The sequence below is a fragment of the Nocardia sp. Marseille-Q1738 genome, from assembly GCF_965283145.1.
Map to the genome: position 1 here is coordinate 19,479 of NZ_CBDIMS010000011.1, position 17,217 is coordinate 36,695.

The window sequence follows — 17,217 nt, forward strand, 5'->3', positions numbered from 1 at the left end:
CGCCTGTGGTCGAGGCACTCGGACCTGGGCTCACTCGTCGTCGCTGGGCTGCGCGGTCGGGGGAACGCCGGTGTCGAGGAAGCGGATCAGCCGATCAATGCGTGCGGTGTGATCGACGCAGCGTTCCAAGTGGTGCCCGAGCAGGGCGTTGTCGATCGCCATATCGGTGGGCGGCTGGGACGCGGGGTCGCGCAGCGCCGAATGCAATTGCTCGTGGAGCGTTTCCATCGATGGTGCGGCGGGCGTCTCCTCGGACAGCGGTTGGTGACCGGAGACCGCCCGCCCTGCCAATGCCGTGTGCTCGGCCGCCAGCTTTCCCATCGCGGCAAGGATGTCCAGAATCGGTTGCGGAGCAACGTGCCCGGGGTGGCGCTGGTACACCTGGTCGGCGACCCGGCTGGCCAGCCATCCGATCCGGGATAGTTCACCGGCGATCTGGATCGCGGTCACCACGTGCCGGAGGTCGCGGGCGACGGGCGCCTGCAACGCCAACAGCACCACGGTGCGCGCCTCGCACGCGCCGTACATCTTCTGCAACTGCTCGTCGAGCGCGAAGGCCTCGTAGGTGGCGGCGAGGTCGGCGTCGACCAGCGCGTCGGTGACACGCTCGACGGCGTCGTGGGCGAGCGTGCACATCAGCGTCAAGTCCTTGGTCAACGCGATGAGCTCGGCAGTGAACTGGGTCCGCACCGCCAAATTCTCACCTATCGACCGGCGCGGGGTCGATTCCTTACCGGATGTTCTTCGGTAACGACATCGCTTCGGCGCTACCATCTCGCGCTCCACCCGCGAGCGGTCGGCCGTCCCACTTTGCCGCGGCCAGGCGAAATCGCAGGCCGGATAGGTGGTTTCCGTTGCCCGTACCAGGGGCGCACGCCGCCGCGGGCGATCCGTTGCTTTCGAACCGATGCGGAGGCGCGCGAAATCGTCAGCCGGGTCCCGATGCGCAGAGAGGTAGTGCGGCACTGAGATTTATGGCATGCGTCACTCGGCCTGCTCGCGCAGGGCGGCTCCGGCCTCGGCCAGAGCCCCAGCGGCTCCAGCGACATCTCCTCGCGAGATCCCGGCGCGGGCGCGGCTGCTCGATACCGTGAGATCCATGCACAACGACGCAGGCCCGCTACGCATCCCCGAGTTGGACGCGGTACGGGGTTTCGCGCTGTGCGGGATGCTGGTGGTGACCATCCGGCAGATCGCGGGCATGGCCGCGACGGACGAGACGGGCGTGGTGATCCCGGTCGGGCATGCGCTGACGGTGGTGTTCGAAGGACGTTTCTTGCCGATCTTCTCGTTCGCGTTCGGGCTCGGCTTCGCCTTGCTGCTGGACCATGCGGCCGAGCGGAGCGAGCGTCCGCGACTTGTCCTGGTCCGCCATTTGGTCGCGCTCGGCGTCATCGGCCTGATCCATCAGCAGTTCCAGCCGGGGGAGGCGCTGCTGCCGTATGCGCTTGTCGGGTTGGCGATCCTGCTGCCCGCGGCTGTGCTGCCGAACTGGATGGTCCTGATCGCGGGCCTGGCAGGCACCATCGGCGTGGCGGTGGCCCTCGGTGGCGACCTGGCTCTGGTGCCCGGGTTGTTCCTGCTCGGCCTGGCCGTCGCCCGCGCGGGAATCGTCGAGACCCTGGGCGAGCGGGGTTGGCAGATCGGTGTGGTCTTCGTTCTCGCGCTGCCCGCCGCGGTGGTGGCGGGCAGGTGGGAGTACCGGACCCCGTATCTGGATTTGTGGTCGACCCCCGCTGCGGCGGTGGCGGGTCTGCTCGGCGCGCTTGCCTACCTGACCGGATTTCTGCTGCTGCTGCGCATCGAACCGGGACAGGTGCTGTCGGAGGTGCTTCAGCCGCTGGGCCGGATGGCAGTGACCAACTACGTCGGCGCCACCGCGCTGGTCCTGCTCGCCGAACCGCGCCTCGGGTTGTCCGGCTCCGCCGACTATGCGGCGCTGCTGGGTGCGGCGGTCGCGATCACCGTGGGGCAGGCGCTGTTCAGCGCCGTATGGCTGCGGTTTTTCGACTACGGTCCGCTCGAATGGGCGTGGTGGTGTGTTACTTGGTGGACGGTGGTGCCGATCCGTCGGGCGCGGGTGCCGAGCCGCCGGTATTGACCGCGGCCGCCCCGGTTTCCAGCGCGGCCAGCGTGGCGGGCACCAGCGGTGCGGTGTCGAATTGGATGGCGACCTCGACCAGCCACGCCAGTTCGCCGGCCAGCGTGGACTGGTGCGGCTCGGTGAAGGATTCGTCGTCGGGAGTCGGTGGCAGACCCAGCCGGTAGGCCCGCAGCGCGGCGGCGATGCGTGCGGCTTCGATCGCGGCCGGCCGTGTGCGCTCCGGGACCGCCAGTTCGGTCGCAAGACGCTCGGCGACGGCGGTCGCCTCGGCGGTCAGATGCGGCTGCAGGCGCAGCAGCCAGTCGCGAATCTCGATCACCCTGCGGTACACCCGGTCCCGCGCGGCCGGACGGCGCCGGGACGACGTGTGCGCCAGCTCCGGGGCAACCTCGTGCAGCGCCAGCCACAGCGGACGCAGCCGGGGCAGCGCCCGCAGTCGCGCGACGGTATGCAGCAGCCACGGCGCCAGCGAGGGGCACAGGTAGCCGACCAGCATGACGGTCGCGCCGAGACTGGCGAACGCGGGCGCGATGTCGGTGTTGAGGCGGCGCAGGCCGATGCCGGACCACGCCGCGACGATCGCGATCACCTTGCCCACGCTGTAGCCCAGCGCGATGGTGCTGCCCACCGCGAGCAGCCGCAGGCCGCGCCGCAACCAGATCCGGTCCACCTCGCCGATCCACCTGCGGCACAGCAGAATGATCCGGATCAGCGCCGCCGAGTACACGGTGAGATAGACGCCGAGGAACGCCACCGCGAGCGGGACCTTCGCGTAATGATCGTCGAAGTCGGTGGGATGACTCTCGTCGTGCACCGGGGCCACCATGAACAGCAGCGCCAGCACCGCGAGCACGAGCAATGGCAGCGCTAGGATGCGCCGCCCGGCACGATTGTCCGGCTCCTGGGGCGCCACCATGAACCCGGTCCAAACGATCTGGGCGAGCACAGCGGTCGCGATGGCGCCGTACACGACAAGCGAAGCCAGATTCGGGATGCCGGAAACGTCTCCCAGCCAGGTATAAGTCTGCGGCACAGCGGCTTCGAACCCGATGCCCGCCGCGAGGATCGCGAACGCGACGGCCCAGCGTGCGGGATTATCCGGGCTGCGAAGGGCGAGACCGACGCGCCATACGAACGCCGCGAACGCGAAGGCGCCGATGCCGCCGTACACCGCCGCGAACCACATCGCTCAGCCCTGTCCCGGACCGAGCGCGTCCAGCAGCCGGCGCGCGGCGACGGGCGCGGAGTCGGGCAGCACCCACTCCTCCCGGGCGGTCCAGTGCGTGATGTGGTGGGCCATCAGCATGTTCGCGATGTCCTCCGCCTCCTGCTCCTGCGGCTGGGCGTAGCTGGTGCGGCCCAGCATGCGCCGCACGACCGCCGGGTCGATATTCGGGGCGAGCAGCCGCACCGCTTCCGCGCCGCGCACGTCGACGGTGCGATGCCCGGCCAGCAGATGGCCGAGCTCGTGACAGACGATGTGGTCCTGGTGCACCTTCGAGGTATTGCGCTGGTAGGCGATGAAGTCGATCGTTTCGGTGACCAGCAGGCCGCCGGTGAGGCCGGTCACGGGGAAGCTTTCCGCGCGCAGCCGCAGCGGCCGGGCGCGGCGCGCGGCCACCGCCTCGGCGAGCTCGCCGACGGTGAACCGGCCGGGTAGTCCGAGGCCGCGCAGTTCGCGCCGCAGCCATCGACGATCCAGCACCGGCGAGTCACCTCCGTCCTTGCTCCACGCCGCGATCCGCATCGCTCACTCGCGGTCTTCGTTCTCGATGCGCCGCAGGATGTCCAGCATCGCCAGCACCGACTCCGCGCGGACCGTACCTTGTTGCAGCCCGTCGCGCAGCACCAGTTCCAGCACCTCGTGTTCGGCATTTCCCTTGAGCGCGTTGATCAATGCCAATTCGCTGCCCCGCGCCGCGGCCAGCTGCGGATCGGTGAACGGGTCGAGGCTGTCGAGCCCGAAGTAGCCGCGGAACACCTCCAGCGTCTCGTAGGACGGGTTCACCGCCTGCCCTGTGCGCAGCTTCCAGAGGTAGTTCGCGGAAAGGCGCGCTCCGGTGGTGCGGTGGATATCCTCGGCCAGGGCTCGGTGGGTGATCTCCAGGGGACGTCCGTCTTTGCTTGTGGGCGGGTGCATCCCATTGATCAGCGCGTTGAGAGCCCGGGTGAACGGGTGTGGATCCTCCCCCATGGTCAGTGTGTCTCCTGTAGTTGACAGGGTGTGTGTCGTAGATCATACTCGTCCGTGCTCCGCCAGCACATGCCGGTGTGGTCGCCCCGCACAGCCGGGCGACCACGAGAGGCCCGGCTCCCGAGAGCGGCAGCAGGTGGGGCGATCATCGTCGCTCGCCCCATCTCAACGGAGCTTCATCGGCAGCGTGAGCGGTCCGCGATGCCGAAATCCGGAGCGCCAGGCGATATCCCGCTCGTCCACCAGTAGCACCGAATCCGGCCACCGGGTCAGGACGTGGTCCAGCACCGCCGCGGTCAGCGTGTGCACCAGCGCGTTGCCCAAACAGGCGTGCACTCCGTAACCGAGTGCGAGCTGCGCGCCGCGGTCTCTGGTCAGATCCAATTCCTCGGGCCGATCGAAGATTTCGGGATCGTGATTGGCGGAGGCGAGGCACAGCAGCACAGTCTGCCCCGGTTGAATCGTGGTCTCGCCGATGGTCAGCTCGGTCGTCGCGAAACGCGGCCCGGCGAGCACTTGCGGCGACAAATAGCGCAGCAGCTCATCCACGGCCGCCTGCTTGTCCGGCATCGCGCGTAGCAGTTCTCCCTGATCCGGGCGGCCGAACAAGGTGAGCACCGATCCGGCGACCAGATCGACCAGCACCTCATACCAGACGAAAAGCAGGTAGAACAGCAGTCCGGCCAGTTCGTCGGCGCTAGGAGATCCGGCGTCGGCGTGTGCGGCCACCAAGCGGCCCAGCACCGTGTCCGGGCGGTGCGTACGCGCGTGTGCGGTGGCATCGGTGATGATCGCCAGCATCGTGGTCAGCGTGTCGCGGGCGCGCGGGGGCGACGCCGAGGGGAGCAGCGTCGAATTCGCCCAGCCCAGCAGGCGTTCCCGGGTCGGCTCGTCGAGACCGAGCAGTTCCCCGAGTACCGCCGCGGGCAGCGGCACCGCGAGGCGTTCGACGACATCGATCGGCTCGCCCGAATCCACATCGCGCAGTAGCGAATTCACCAGGACGGGAGCCAGCTCGGTCCACTCCGCCAGACGCCGCGGCGACAGCTCGGCGGTCATCAGACCGCGCAACCGCGCGTGGTGGGCCGGGGCGGCATTGAGGAGGTTGTCCAGCGGCGGCGGCACGGTGAAGCCGCGATAGTCTTCCGCGTTCGCGTAGTGGACCCGGGTGGACAGCCGGTGATCCAGCAGTCCGGCGCGCACGTCGCGGTATCGGGTTACCAACCAGGCCGGGGGACCGTCGGGTGTTCGGATTCGGTGCACGCCGCCCGCGGTGCGCAACCGATCGAGTGTTGGCCACGGGTCCCGCGCGAAGGCGGAGTCGAACACGTCCGTCACCCGGTCATCATCCCGCACGGCCCGCGATGGATGCGCATGATGCGTGGACTGCCCGCGGACCAGCCGAGCGAATGCGTCCGGGTGCGCGCATTCCGGCCGGTGGCCCGCGCGGCCCGGATCAGGAGGCGGCGACTCCGGTCTGCCGGATGGCGTCGAGGACCTCGCCGTGCGTGAGGGTGGAGTTCACCAGGGCGCGCTCGGACGGCACATCGATGTCGACCGAATCGATGCCGTTCACCCCGCGCAGTGTCGCTTCGATCGCCGACGCGGACTCCCGGGTCACATTGTGCAAAGTAATCGTGTACGTCATGCGTTTCGCATTGACCGATTTGCCGGATGCAAACGGTCCGTTTTGCCCGGTTTGATCGCTCCGGCCGCGGGAATAGCCGAGTTGTCATAACGAATCGAGGCAACAGGGATTGTCATGATCATCATCATCGGGCTCGTCGTCTTGATCGCGGCAGTGATCATCGGGGTTGCCGCAGTGGTTGGCAACACCGGCGACGTCCAGCAATTCGCGGTATTCGACTACCAGTTCCACGGCTCTACCGGCGCGCTGTTCGGTTACGGGATCGTGCTGGGCGCAATCGGGATGCTCGGGCTGGCGCTCGTGCTGTCCGGCGCCTGGCGGGTCACCCGGCGCAGCGCGGCGGCACGTCGTGAGCTCAGGCAGTCTCGTCGCGAGATGGCGGCGGTACGGCGTGATCTCGCGGCAGACACTCCTGAGACAGGTGACCAGGCCGCACGCGAGCCGGCGTGGCGGCGGTGGCTGCATACCCCCGCGCGGGGCGAGCGCGGGGCGACGGCTTCCACCTCGAAACCGTTGACCGCGAAATAATTATCGAGAAAAGGAAATACGGCAATGATTATTCTCGGCCTCATCCTCCTGGTCCTCGGCTGGCTGCTCGGAATTCCACTGCTCACCACCGCGGGCATCATCGTGCTGATCATCGGTCTCGTGCTGCTGGTCGCGGGCTCGGTGGGCCGTCCGGTCGGTGGCCGCCGTTGGTACTACTAGCGGCCTCGGCACCCAAGGAATGGTCATGAAGTTCGAAGATCGCCTAGCGCGCCAAGCGCGGGCCACCCGGGGCAGGGTCAAGAAAATTCTCGGCAGGACAACGGGAAACTCCCGGCTGGAGGCCAGGGGGCGTCGTGAGCAGGCCCGCGGCAACCTGGAGCGCGCCGCGGACAAGCTGCGGGACGCGTTCCGGCGCTGATCCGGGATCTGCCGGTGTCACGCGGAGGCGGTGAGCCGTCGCGGGCACCGGATCAGATTCCGGCCAGGTCGGCGAGCTGTCCGATGCCGTAGGTGACTCCCATGGCCAGCGCGCCGCCGAGCACCACCCGGATCACCGCACGTCCGCGCGGGCTTCCGCCCAGCCGGGCACTGACCGAACCGGTCAGCGCGAGTGCCGCAAGCACGGCCGCGAACGTGACCGGGATGCGTGCGGTGACCGGCGGCAACAGGATGGCCAGCAGTGGAAGCAACGCGCCGAGGATGAAGGACACCGCCGAGGAGAACGCCGCCTGCCAGGGATTGGTCAATTCGGCGGGGTTGAGGCCGAGTTCGGCTTCGGCGTGCGCGGTGAACGCATCGTGCGCGGTGAGTTCTTCGGCGACCTTGCGCGCGGTCTCCGCCGTGAGGCCCTTGGCTTGGTAGATCCCGGCGAGTTCGGCCAACTCGTAGTCCGGCTCCTCGCGCAGCTCCCTGCGTTCTCTGGCCAGCAGGGCACGCTCCGAATCGCGCTGGGTGCTGACGGAGACGTATTCGCCCACCGCCATCGAGATCGCTCCGGCGGACAGGCCCGCGATACCCGCGGTGAACAGGGCCGCGGTGTCGGTCGTGGCCGCGGCGACGCCGACGACCAGGCCCGCGGTGGACACGATGCCGTCATTGGCGCCGAGCACGCCCGCGCGCAACCAGTTCAGCTTGGACGCGAAGCCGACCTCGTGTGGCTCGTGCGGATGGGGGCCGGGTTTGCCGATCGTGCCGTCCATGAACGCAGACTATGTCACTGCGGCCGACCCACCAGGCGTTCGAGACGCCCCTCGGACGGCTATTCCGGCTGGCGGGGGACCGCTTGCGGATGCGGGAGCATCGCGCGGTGGATGACCTGCAGGATCAGCAGGAACAACACCGAAAGCCCCGCGGTGGTGTAGTCGCCGAACAGCACGGCCAGCCCCGCGAACGCGCCGAACACCGGAATCTCCAGCAGCGTGCACCAGCGCAGGATCCGCAGCCGCCGCGCGTTGACGGTCAGCCGCCGCACACCGTCGTCGATGATGGTGAGCGCGGTCTCGTAGCGCACCATGCCGTCACCGACCTGGACGAACATGTGCACCGCTTGGTCGCGGCTGAGTTCGCCGAGCCAGGCACGGTCGATCAGGCGCTTGCCCTCCTCGGCGACCTCCTTGACAACCGCGTCCATGCGGCCCCCTTCCCAGTCGATCCCGGAGAGTCTAGCGGCCGAATCGCGCCTTCCCAGGAGGGATTCGAGGCTGCCGTCGTCAGGCGCGGCCGGTCTCCAGGCGGTCGTCCCGGACGCCGATCCACGCGTAGTCGCGCGCCCGGGTGATCGCCACGAGCTTCTGGCGCTCGGCGAGCTCGGCTCGTTCGCGGCTCGCGCCGGTCGGCGGTTGGGCGCCGCCGGACCAGGTCGGGTGGAAGACGGCCGCGAAGTCGAGGCCCTTGGCGCGGTGGACGGTGCCGACTTTGACCGCAGCGTAAGGTTTTCCGTCGAACTCCGTCAGCGGCAGCGTCGCGATGCCGACCGCGTCGAGCGCGCCGATGAGCCGGTCGGCCTCCAGGTTCGTCCTGGTCAGCACCGCGATGTCGGACAGCGGTCGGCCGCACTCGCGAATGCCGGTCACCAGTGCGCTCTCCAGGTACTGGTCGGGTCCGCGCCAGATCTGCACCGCGCCGTCGGGCAGTGTGACATCTGCGTCACGCAGCGCCACCCCGGAATCGCCGTCGAAATCGCCGAGGGCGTTCACCGCGTCGATTCCCGCCGCGTTTTCCCAGATCCGACGGCGATTGCGGTAGTTCACCCGGAGGATCTCGCCACGGCCGCGCAAGGTGATGCCCGCGTCGGCCATCCGCCAGCCGCCCGCGTACACCTGCTGCCGGCCGTCGCCGAGCAGCAGCAGCGGACTCGATCCGTTCCCACCGGCGATGGCGTGCGCCAGCCGGAGCCCGGCCAGCGTCATGTCCTGTACCTCGTCGACCACGACCGCGTCGTACGGTTGCGCAAGCGGTTCGTTGCGAATCTCGGCCAGCGCGATGGCGATGACGTCGCTGTAGTCGGAGATGCCCCGCTCGCGCATCTCGCGCACGTACGGGACGTAGAGCTTGTGCCACACATCGGCGCGTCGGTCGTCGTCGAGGCGAATCCCATTGCGTCCGTGGCGTTCCGCGCGCTGATAGACGTCGAGATCATTGATCTCGCGCCCTTTGATGACGCGGTCGACCTCCTCGCGCCAGTAGCTGCCGTGCGGTTCCAAGGCCTCGAAATCGGTTCTCACCCGCTCCCAGACTCGGGCGAAAACGCGATCGGCGCCGACCGGGTCGAGCTTCGGCGGCGCGATCCGCTGCGCGAGGAAATCCATCGCCCAGGAATGCAAACCGGCGAACTGGACACGTCCCTCGGTCCCGGGGGCGAGCTGGCGGAAGTAGGTTTCCTGACAGTTGGCCAGCGTCTTGACGAAGGTCGTGTACAGCTGACGTCCGGTGGATCGCTTCGCCTGCCTGGCCATGCGGTGCAGCGCCACGACCGTCTTGCCGGTGCCTGCCGGACCGGCCAGGCGCGCGGGACCGGTGTACGTGCGGGAGACCAGCGCCTCCTGGTCCGGATCGAGGAAGGTCATCCAGTGCTGGAACGGCCGGTGCAGTGCCGCGTCGCGCTGTGCGGCGGTGACGTCCGACCGGTCGAGCAGGGCTGGAGTTTCGTCCCGCGGTTCCTCGATCTCCACCAAGTCGTACTCGAGGGCCTGGTGGGCGACCGTGCTCGCGATCGCTTGCACCCGGCTCGGCCGCAACTGCCGATGCCGTGCGCGGATCACCCGATCGAGCTCGGCCGGTCCGGCGACGGCGAACCTGCCGTCCTCGCGGACGCCGATCTCGCCGGGAACGAGCAGCACGATCTGCACGTCGTGGGCCACGACCTTCTCGCGCCCGAACTGCAGCTTGCCGAACTTCGCCTCGGCATGGCGGCGGATTCCGTCCAGCCCCGCAGGAACGTCCTCGGCGAACCGCAACGCGAAAAGCCCGGTGCCGGAGATCAGCAGCGCATGGGCGTGGTCGTCCGGCGGATGCGCCACATTTCGATGAACGAGGAGGCGCCGGTCCGGCTCCGGCAAAGCTTCGGCGAGAAACGACTGCTGCTGCGCGGTCAGTCCGGAGATGCGGCTCAGCGCGTCCGCCACGCGCCCGGACCAGATATCGGGGTTCATGCCGCCGCCTCGCTGACGCTCGGCTCCGCCATGACCACCGGGGTGGCTGTGCTGGCATTGCGCTCGCCCATGGGGTCCCCCTTCCGGCGCATACCTACCCGGTATTCGACGGTAAAGACCGGGCGTCGAGGAAGGAATGGGTCGGCGGTTTTTCTGGCCAACCGTTACCGAAATGGGCGGATCGGACGCCGGAACGTTGTCGTCCTGTCACCCGAAAGTGTTGTGCTGCTGTGTTATTCCGTGCGATCCGGCACGACGCACCGCGGTAGGGGTTGTCCCCCACCATCTTCGGGCGCACCGCGTGAATGTGGCTTGCTCCGATAAACCGATCAGCGATGCGACCTGACTCATCGGCATATCCGTCGTGGTCAGGTAGCGCCGAGCCGCATCTCGGCGGACCTCGTCCAGAATGGCGGCGAACGAGGTGTGCTCCGCGGCCAGGCGCCGTTGCAGCGTGCGCGGATGCACCGTCAGAAGCCGTGCGACAGCGCCGATCCCGGGAGCCGCCGTGCCGAGCAACTGACGCACGGCCGCGCGCACCTTGGGCGCGATCGCCGCGTCCGCGCCGCCGGACTGCTCGGCGAGGAACGCTATCGCCAGCCGATGCAGGTTCTCGTCGCCGCCGGTCAGCGGTCGGGTCACCAGGCTGCTCGGCAACCGCAGCGCCGCGGACGGCCGCTCCACGCGCACCGGTGCGCCGAAGAACTCCTCGTAGCTCGCGACCGGCGCCTCCGGCCGGTAGGGCAGCTCGACCGAACGCAAGCCGTAACGGTCGTCCACCAGCCGCTGGATGGTGCGATGCACGAACGCCAGTCCCAGGTCGGTGCCCTGGACGGACGTCGGCAGCCCCGGCTGCTGCACTCCGTACCGCAGCGCGACCACACCCCGCTCGGCATAGGGGTCCGGTTCCAGCGTGAGGCTGAGCGAACGCGCGTGCAGGAACAGGTACCGCGCGGAGCACTCGAGCGCGTCGGTCACCGACGGCGAGTTCTGGATGGCCAGCGCCAGCGGACCGAGCATGTCGAGGTGTTGGCGGTGCGAAATCCGCAGGCCCAGATCGGGACAGTGCAGCTGATGCGCGGCCAGCTCCAGCACGGCGGCCACCTGCTCGTCGGGGACGAGCAGGTCGTCGGTGTCGAGCGCGGCGAGAGGCAGGCCGCATGCCGTGGCCAGCGCCTCGGCGTCCCCGCCCAGCTCGGCCACGGTGGCCCGGAACCCGCGCAGGCCCGCCGACCGAATCACCGACATGTCGTCGAGGATCAAATAGTTGTCGCGCGAAGTCAAGGATGCGGTCCGTCGGGCTCGCACACTGGAGGGCATGACGGAGACCGCCGCACCGCCGGAGCACCTCGATGTCGTGATCGTCGGCGCCGGCCTGTCCGGCGTCGGCGCGGCCTACCGGCTGCAGACCGAGTGCCGCGGAAAGACTTACGCCATTCTGGAGGCGCGTGACGCGCTCGGCGGCACCTGGGATCTGTTCCGGTATCCGGGTGTTCGCTCGGACTCCGACATGTTCACTCTCGGCTATCCGTTCAAGCCGTGGCGGGGCTCCAAGTCGCTCGCCGATGGTCCGTCGATCCTGCGCTACATCACCGAGACCGCGACGGAATACGGCATCGACCGGCACATCCGCTACCGCACGAAGGTGCTCGCCGCGGACTGGGACAGTCGGTCCGCGCGCTGGACGCTGACGCTCGAGCACCGCGACGAAGCGGGCGCCCTCGAAACACGCACCCTCACCTGCGGATTCCTGTATTCCTGCGCCGGGTACTACGACTACGAGCGGCCATACGCGCCGGAATTCCCTGGCATCTCCTCCTTTTCCGGAACGGTGGTGCACCCGCAGTTCTGGCCGGAGGACCTCGACTACCGCGGCAAGCGCGTCGTCGTGATCGGCAGCGGCGCCACCGCGGTCACGCTGGTTCCCGCGCTGGCCGAGCAGGCGGAACTGGTGACGATGCTGCAACGCACACCCACCTGGATCAGCGCCGTACCCGGCCGCGACAAGCTGGCCGACCGGATCCGCGCCCTGCTTCCGGCAGGGCTGGCGCACCGGGCGATTCGCACCAAGAACATCCTGTTCGCGATCGGCTTCTATCAGTACTGCCGTCGCCGCCCGGAAGCCGCGCGAAAACTGCTCACCAGTCTCACCACGCGAATCCTGAAGGACGACAAGCTCGTCGCGGAGCACTTCACGCCCAGCTACGACCCCTGGGATCAGCGCTTGTGCGCCGTGCCCGACGCGGACTTCTTCAAGGCGATGAAGAAGGGCAAGGCCGAAGTCGTCACCGATCACATCGATACCTTCGTGCCGGAAGGCATTCGGCTGAAGTCCGGCCGAGTGCTGGAGACGGATGTCGTGGTCACCGCCACGGGTCTGCAACTGCTTGCCTTCGGCGGCATCGCCCCCAGTGTCGACGGCGCGCGGGTCGCCCTGTCCGAGCAGTTCGTCTGGCAGGGGACCATGATCACCGGCGTGCCCAATTTCGCCGTGTGCATCGGGTACACCAACGCCTCGTGGACGTTGCGCGCCGATCTCACCTCCCGGCTGGTCTGCAAGGTGCTCGGCCACATGGACCGCAAGGGCTACGCCGCCGTGGTGCCCGAGCCGCGGGGCACGCTGGACGAGCGTCCGCTGCTGGATCTGGCCTCCGGCTATATCCAGCGCTCGATCGGCCAGTTCCCACGCCAAGGCGCCCGCCATCCGTGGCGCGTCCGGCAGAACTATCTGCTCGATTCGGCCACCACCCTGCGCACGGACCTGGGCAAGACGCTCAGCGCGACGCCGAAATCGGCGGTTCGCCAGCCGGTATCCGTTTCCTAGCGCTGACCGAACGCCCTTCCTGATGGACTAGGCGCCGGGTCACGTCGCGGTGGCCCGACGTTCAACGGAAAGGGTTATGCGACATGACGAGATTCCTCCGAGCAACCGTCGCACTCGGCGGCTTGGTCGCCGCGGGCGCGCTGCTGGTTCCGGCGACCGCCTCAGCGCAGCCGGGGCATGGGGGCGCGCTGCTGGAGACGACGTGCAGCTTCGCGCAGATCGATGCCGCCGTGCACGCCCAGTTCCCGGAGTTCGCCGCCCGGCTCGACGCGCACCCCGACCGGAAGGCCAAGCTCCAGGAGTTCCTCGGCCTGCCGGTCGATCAGCGCAAGCAGCGGGCGAAGGAGTTCCTGGACACGCACCCGGACGCCAAGCGCAAGTTCGAGGAACACCGGGATTCGCCGCGCGCGCAGGAGCACCGGGACAAGATGCGGGTCATCCTCGACACCTGCCACAACTACTGACAACGCGTCCGGGAACCTGTGGAGTTCTCGGACACCGTCCTTCTCGGACGTCCTCGGCCTGCACCGGGTGTGGTGCAGGCGTCGGATCCCGCGTCACTCGGGCCGGTTTCACACACCAGAAGCTGGCATGTCAGCGCCGTCCCGTCAGCGAGCATTGATAACCGGGGCTCGTGTTTCGGGCTCCCGGGCCCGGGCGTGATCCTGCTCGGCCCGGACGGCGAGGTTCACCGCGGCGTTCACATCACGGTCGATCACCAGCCCGCACCCGCAGGCGAAGACGCGATCGCCCAGCCGCAGCCGGGGATTGTGGGCGCCGCAGTGTGAACAGGTCCGGCTGGAGGGAAACCAGCGATCCACCACGTGGATCTGTCCGCCGCGCCAGGACTGCTTGTAGTGCAGTTGGCGCGCCAGCTCGCCCCAGCCGACGTCGCCGATGGCGCGCGACAGACGCCGGTTGCCCATCAGGCCGGTGATGTTCAAATCCTCCAGCACCAGCCGGTCGTGGGTCTGGACCAGCCGGTTGGACACCTGATGCAGAAAATGCGCGCGACTATCGGCGACTCGGCGGTGATGGTGTGCCAGCCGCCCAGCCGCCCGGGCGCGAGACATCGAGTCCTTCTTTTTGCGGGTCACCGCTTTCGCCAGGCGGCGTTGCTTCCGCAACGCGGCGGCGAGGGGTTTCGGGTGATCGGTGATGCGATCCACTTCGACCCCGTCAGCGGTGGCGGCGACCAGGAATGCCGACAGCCCGCGGTCGACTCCCACCCAGCCACCAGTGTCGTCGTCGGAGCGGACCGGGTGCCGGTGACCGGCATGCAGGTCGGCGGCCTCCACGGCCAGGGAGATGTGCCAGCGACTGGCGCGGCGGGTGATGGTGGCGGAGAGGATCTTTGCCCGCCCACCAGCGATCATGCGCCGCAACCGACGGGTGTCCTCCCGGACCCGGATCAGTCCTAGGCTCGGGAGGGTGACCGATCGTGGGATCTGGTCGTCGCCGACGCGGATCGGTGCCCGTCCGCTGCGGCTGGTCTTGGTGCGCAGCCGAAATGACTGTGTGCTGCGGGCTTTCGACTTCCAGCGGGGGAACCCGATCCGGCGGCCGTGTCAGGCGCCGGTGCGCGAATCTGTGAACCCTTTCAGACCCTGTCCGAGGTCGACGGCGGCTTCCTCGAATACTTGCGCCGACACTTCGTGCCGCCATCGCAAGCCGGTCACCGTCACAGTGGCCACCCCACTATTGTCCACGGCGATCACCCGTCCGGCGGCCTCACTGCGTTTCCAGGTGTTGAACGCGTTGATTAGGCTGAACTTTGTCCAGGGCACCGGCACGTCCAGGCCACTGCGTCGCTGGTCCAGTGCGGTTTTCACCATGGCAAGGCACTGGTTCACCTCGCCTCCGAGCTCACCGATGTGCTGTGAGCACCGGACGGGCGAGGTTCCGGACTCACCCTTCCATTGCCCGTGTCGCGCTATTCCGGGGCAAGCGGGAGATCCACCGTCACTTCCAGCCCACCGTCCGAGCGCGCCACCGCACGGACGGTCCCGCCATGAGCCTGCGCGACCGAGCGAACAATGGACAAACCCAACCCGGCGCCGCGCGAGCCGTCGGCGAGCCGCTCGGAGGCGGCCAGCCTCCGGAACGGTTCGAAGAGCCCGTCCACTTCGAAGGCCGGGACCGGTGGGCCACTGTTCTCGACGGTGAGTTCCGCATGGTCGTCGACGGCGCGGGAACGGACGGTGACCCAACCCTGTTCGGGGAGGTTGTAGCGCACGGCGTTGTCGAGCAGATTGTGCGCGAGGCGTTCCAGCAGCAGCGGGTCGCCGACCACGGGGGCAGGCTCGAGGTCGGCGGTGATCCGGACGCCGACCCGGTCGGTGTGGGTCGCGACCGCGTCCCTGGCGATGTCGGCGAGATCGGCGCGGTGGTGTTCGGTCAGCCGCTGTTCGGTCGTGGCCAGCACCAAGAGGCCGTCGATGAGCCGTTCGTGGCGGTGGTTGACCTCGAGCAGTGTGGAGCCGAGCCTGCGGGTGGATTCCGGGACGTCCGGATCGTCCAGCGCCACTTCGATCAACGTCCGGTTGATGGTCAGCGGTGTGCGCAGTTCGTGCGAGGCGTTCGCGACGAACCGGCGCTGACCGTCGAACGCGCGGTCCAAGCGCTCCAGCATCGCGTCGAAAGTGTCGGCGAGATCCTTGATCTCGTCCTGCGGCCCGTCGAGGGCAATGCGCTCGTGCAGGCTGGTGTCGGCCACCCGCCGCGCGGTCGCGGTGATCCGCTGCAACGGGTGCAGGGCGCGTCCGGCCATCAACCAGCCGAATCCTCCTGCGGCGATCCCCACCGCGCCCAAGGAGATCAGTGACCACATCAGCATGGCGCGCAACGTGTCCCGCCGATTCTGCTCGGCCTGCTCGGCCAGCGCCTGGTACAGCTCCGGGGAGACCCGGGTATGGGTTCGCTCGGCACGGTTGGCGAGAAACTCCTGCACTACTTTGTGTGCCGCGGCTCCGGGCCGTCGCTCCAGTGACTGGTTCAGATAGAAGTACATCAACGCGATGAGCACGGCGCCCGCGACGAAGAACGCGGTCGCGTACAGCAGCGTGAGCCGCAGCCGGATGGTGCGCCCGCTCATCGGATCCGGTACCCCACGCCGGGCTCGGTCTCGATCACCGGCGGATCACCCAGCTTCCGCCGCACGTTCATGATCGTGTACCGCACCACGCCGGTGAACGGGTCGACGTGCTCGTCCCACGCCTTCTCCAAGAGCTGCTCGGCCGACACCACGCCGCCGTCCGCGCGCAGCAACTCGGCCAGCACCGCGAACTCCTTGCGCGACAACGAGACCGGTTCGCCGTCTCGGGTCACGGCGAAGCGATGCGGGTCGAGGCGAATACCGGACCGTTCCAGCACTGGAGGAGCGGCGCTGCGCGCACGCCGACCGAGTGCCTGGATGCGGGCGACCAGCTCGGCGAACGCGAACGGCTTCGTCAGATAGTCGTCGGCGCCGAGCCCAAGGCCCGCTACCCGCTCGGCCACGGCGCTTGCGGCGGTCAGCATCAGAATCCGAGTCTCGCCATTCGACTCGACCAAAGTGCCACAGACCGAATCGCCGGAGACCTCGGGAAGGTCTCGATCGAGCACCACCACGTCGTAGTCGTTGACCTGCGCGCGCTCCAGCGCCGCGGCGCCGTCGTACACCACGTCCACCGCCATCGCGTGCCGACGCAGGCCGTCGGCGATCGCGTCGGCCAGTAATTTCTCGTCCTCGACCACAAGTACCCGCACCCCGCCATCGTGCCCCCTGCCGCCGTTGGGTGGCCGTTAGTCCGGGGTTCGGCGGGATGGATCCGAGTAGGCTCGCGCACGAGCAGCAACCGAGCGCCAAGGAGAAACCGGCATGGCAGGCGACTGGAACACCCGGATCATCGAAGAATTCCGCGCCAACCGGGGCAAGGTCGGCGGCCCTTTCGCGGGTCGTGAGCTGCTGCTGCTCACCACGACCGGCGCCAGGTCCGGGCTCGGGCGCACCAACCCCCTCGCCTTCATCCGCGACGGCGACGACATCGTCGTGATCGCCTCCAAAGCGGGCGCACCGACCAACCCGGACTGGTTTCACAACGTCCGCGCCCATCCCGAGGTCACCCTCGAAATCGGCACCGAAACCATCAAGGCGACCGCGATTCCGATCACCGACGGTCCGGAGCGCGACCGGCTCTTCGCCGCCATGGTGGAGGTGATGCCCGGCTTCGCCGAGTACCAGGAGAAGACGGACCGAATCATTCCGGTCGTCAAACTCACGCCGCACTGAGCCCGCCGCCATTAGAGGCTGCTCAACTGCACGAGCCG

General features: G+C 68.4%; 21 protein-coding genes. 7 read left to right on the top strand and 14 right to left on the bottom strand.

The genetic code is table 11. The annotated features are described in order from the left end of the window. Positions 1-30: 30 nt before the first annotated feature. Positions 31-690 (bottom strand): phosphate signaling complex PhoU family protein, encoded by a 660-nt coding sequence (locus tag ACWPXK_RS29165; protein ID WP_454199371.1) that lies wholly within the window; start codon positions 688-690, stop codon positions 31-33. 409 nt (positions 691-1,099) lie between these two features. Between ACWPXK_RS29165 and ACWPXK_RS29170 the strand changes: the two genes are divergently transcribed. Next, positions 1,100-2,101, top strand: coding sequence for a DUF418 domain-containing protein (locus tag ACWPXK_RS29170; RefSeq protein ID WP_454199372.1), 1,002 nt, complete (start codon positions 1,100-1,102; stop codon positions 2,099-2,101). Here ACWPXK_RS29170 and ACWPXK_RS29175 read toward each other — a convergent pair. The 5 genes from ACWPXK_RS29175 to ACWPXK_RS29195 all read right to left on the bottom strand — a co-directional run bounded on the left by ACWPXK_RS29175 (position 2,043) and on the right by ACWPXK_RS29195 (position 5,946). After that, a complete protein-coding gene (locus ACWPXK_RS29175) occupies positions 2,043-3,290 on the bottom strand; it encodes an MAB_1171c family putative transporter (RefSeq protein ID WP_454199373.1) in 1,248 nt (415 codons plus the stop codon). The two genes, ACWPXK_RS29170 and ACWPXK_RS29175, sit on opposite strands and share 59 nt — an antisense overlap. A 3-nt stretch (positions 3,291-3,293) precedes the next feature. Then, positions 3,294-3,809 (bottom strand): hypothetical protein, encoded by a 516-nt coding sequence (locus ACWPXK_RS29180; protein WP_454199374.1) that lies wholly within the window; start codon positions 3,807-3,809, stop codon positions 3,294-3,296. Between the two features lie 45 nt (positions 3,810-3,854). Continuing rightward, entirely contained in the window at positions 3,855-4,298 is a 444-nt protein-coding gene (locus tag ACWPXK_RS29185) for a hypothetical protein (protein ID WP_454199375.1), read from the bottom strand. Between the two features lie 165 nt (positions 4,299-4,463). Next, positions 4,464-5,636, bottom strand: a complete 1,173-nt coding sequence (locus ACWPXK_RS29190) for a cytochrome P450 (RefSeq protein WP_454199376.1) — start codon at positions 5,634-5,636, stop codon at positions 4,464-4,466. A gap of 118 nt (positions 5,637-5,754) precedes the next feature. Next, a complete protein-coding gene (locus ACWPXK_RS29195; RefSeq protein WP_454199377.1) occupies positions 5,755-5,946 on the bottom strand; it encodes a cation transporter in 192 nt (63 codons plus the stop codon). A gap of 114 nt (positions 5,947-6,060) precedes the next feature. On the opposite strand from ACWPXK_RS29195, the gene ACWPXK_RS29200 reads away from it, so the two are divergent. From ACWPXK_RS29200 to ACWPXK_RS29210, 3 genes are read left to right on the top strand one after another with little or no spacing between them, the layout of a single operon-like run. Further along, entirely contained in the window at positions 6,061-6,474 is a 414-nt protein-coding gene (locus ACWPXK_RS29200; RefSeq protein ID WP_454199378.1) for a hypothetical protein, read from the top strand. Between the two features lie 24 nt (positions 6,475-6,498). Beyond that, positions 6,499-6,654, top strand: a complete 156-nt coding sequence (locus ACWPXK_RS29205; RefSeq protein WP_364335690.1) for a DUF6131 family protein — start codon at positions 6,499-6,501, stop codon at positions 6,652-6,654. A gap of 25 nt (positions 6,655-6,679) precedes the next feature. Continuing rightward, on the top strand, positions 6,680-6,853 hold the full coding sequence (locus ACWPXK_RS29210; protein ID WP_454199379.1) for a CsbD family protein: 174 nt from the start codon (positions 6,680-6,682) through the stop codon (positions 6,851-6,853). A gap of 52 nt (positions 6,854-6,905) precedes the next feature. Here ACWPXK_RS29210 and ACWPXK_RS29215 read toward each other — a convergent pair whose 3' ends face one another. The 4 genes from ACWPXK_RS29215 to ACWPXK_RS29230 all read right to left on the bottom strand — a co-directional run bounded on the left by ACWPXK_RS29215 (position 6,906) and on the right by ACWPXK_RS29230 (position 11,369). Further along, positions 6,906-7,634 (bottom strand): VIT1/CCC1 transporter family protein, encoded by a 729-nt coding sequence (locus ACWPXK_RS29215; protein ID WP_454199380.1) that lies wholly within the window; start codon positions 7,632-7,634, stop codon positions 6,906-6,908. A 59-nt stretch (positions 7,635-7,693) separates the two neighbouring features. Then, entirely contained in the window at positions 7,694-8,065 is a 372-nt protein-coding gene (locus ACWPXK_RS29220; protein ID WP_454199381.1) for a hypothetical protein, read from the bottom strand. A gap of 79 nt (positions 8,066-8,144) precedes the next feature. Then, on the bottom strand, positions 8,145-10,085 hold the full coding sequence (locus ACWPXK_RS29225; RefSeq protein WP_454199382.1) for a UvrD-helicase domain-containing protein: 1,941 nt from the start codon (positions 10,083-10,085) through the stop codon (positions 8,145-8,147). A gap of 207 nt (positions 10,086-10,292) precedes the next feature. Beyond that, positions 10,293-11,369 (bottom strand): AraC family transcriptional regulator, encoded by a 1,077-nt coding sequence (locus tag ACWPXK_RS29230; protein WP_454199383.1) that lies wholly within the window; start codon positions 11,367-11,369, stop codon positions 10,293-10,295. Between the two features lie 34 nt (positions 11,370-11,403). On the opposite strand from ACWPXK_RS29230, the gene ACWPXK_RS29235 reads away from it, so the two are divergent. Further along, complete coding sequence (locus ACWPXK_RS29235; protein ID WP_454199384.1) at positions 11,404-12,909, top strand: flavin-containing monooxygenase; 1,506 nt, start codon at positions 11,404-11,406, stop codon at positions 12,907-12,909. An 83-nt stretch (positions 12,910-12,992) separates the two neighbouring features. Further along, a complete protein-coding gene (locus ACWPXK_RS29240; protein ID WP_454199385.1) occupies positions 12,993-13,373 on the top strand; it encodes a hemophore-related protein in 381 nt (126 codons plus the stop codon). Between the two features lie 144 nt (positions 13,374-13,517). Here ACWPXK_RS29240 and ACWPXK_RS29245 read toward each other — a convergent pair whose 3' ends face one another. The 4 genes from ACWPXK_RS29245 to ACWPXK_RS29260 form a co-directional block, all read right to left on the bottom strand. Continuing rightward, positions 13,518-14,465, bottom strand: a complete 948-nt coding sequence (locus ACWPXK_RS29245) for an RNA-guided endonuclease InsQ/TnpB family protein (protein ID WP_454199634.1) — start codon at positions 14,463-14,465, stop codon at positions 13,518-13,520. A gap of 12 nt (positions 14,466-14,477) precedes the next feature. Next, a complete protein-coding gene (locus ACWPXK_RS29250; protein WP_454199386.1) occupies positions 14,478-14,762 on the bottom strand; it encodes a hypothetical protein in 285 nt (94 codons plus the stop codon). An 80-nt stretch (positions 14,763-14,842) separates the two neighbouring features. Beyond that, a complete protein-coding gene (locus ACWPXK_RS29255) occupies positions 14,843-16,003 on the bottom strand; it encodes a sensor histidine kinase (RefSeq protein WP_454199387.1) in 1,161 nt (386 codons plus the stop codon). Then, positions 16,000-16,656: a response regulator transcription factor gene (locus tag ACWPXK_RS29260; RefSeq protein WP_454199388.1), complete on the bottom strand. Its 657-nt coding sequence runs from the start codon at positions 16,654-16,656 to the stop codon at positions 16,000-16,002. Before ACWPXK_RS29260 ends, ACWPXK_RS29255 begins: the two co-directional genes overlap by 4 nt. A gap of 112 nt (positions 16,657-16,768) precedes the next feature. Here ACWPXK_RS29260 and ACWPXK_RS29265 point away from each other — a divergent pair, with 112 nt between their 5' ends. Next, positions 16,769-17,179, top strand: coding sequence for a nitroreductase family deazaflavin-dependent oxidoreductase (locus tag ACWPXK_RS29265; RefSeq protein ID WP_454199389.1), 411 nt, complete (start codon positions 16,769-16,771; stop codon positions 17,177-17,179). Positions 17,180-17,217 lie beyond the last annotated feature (38 nt).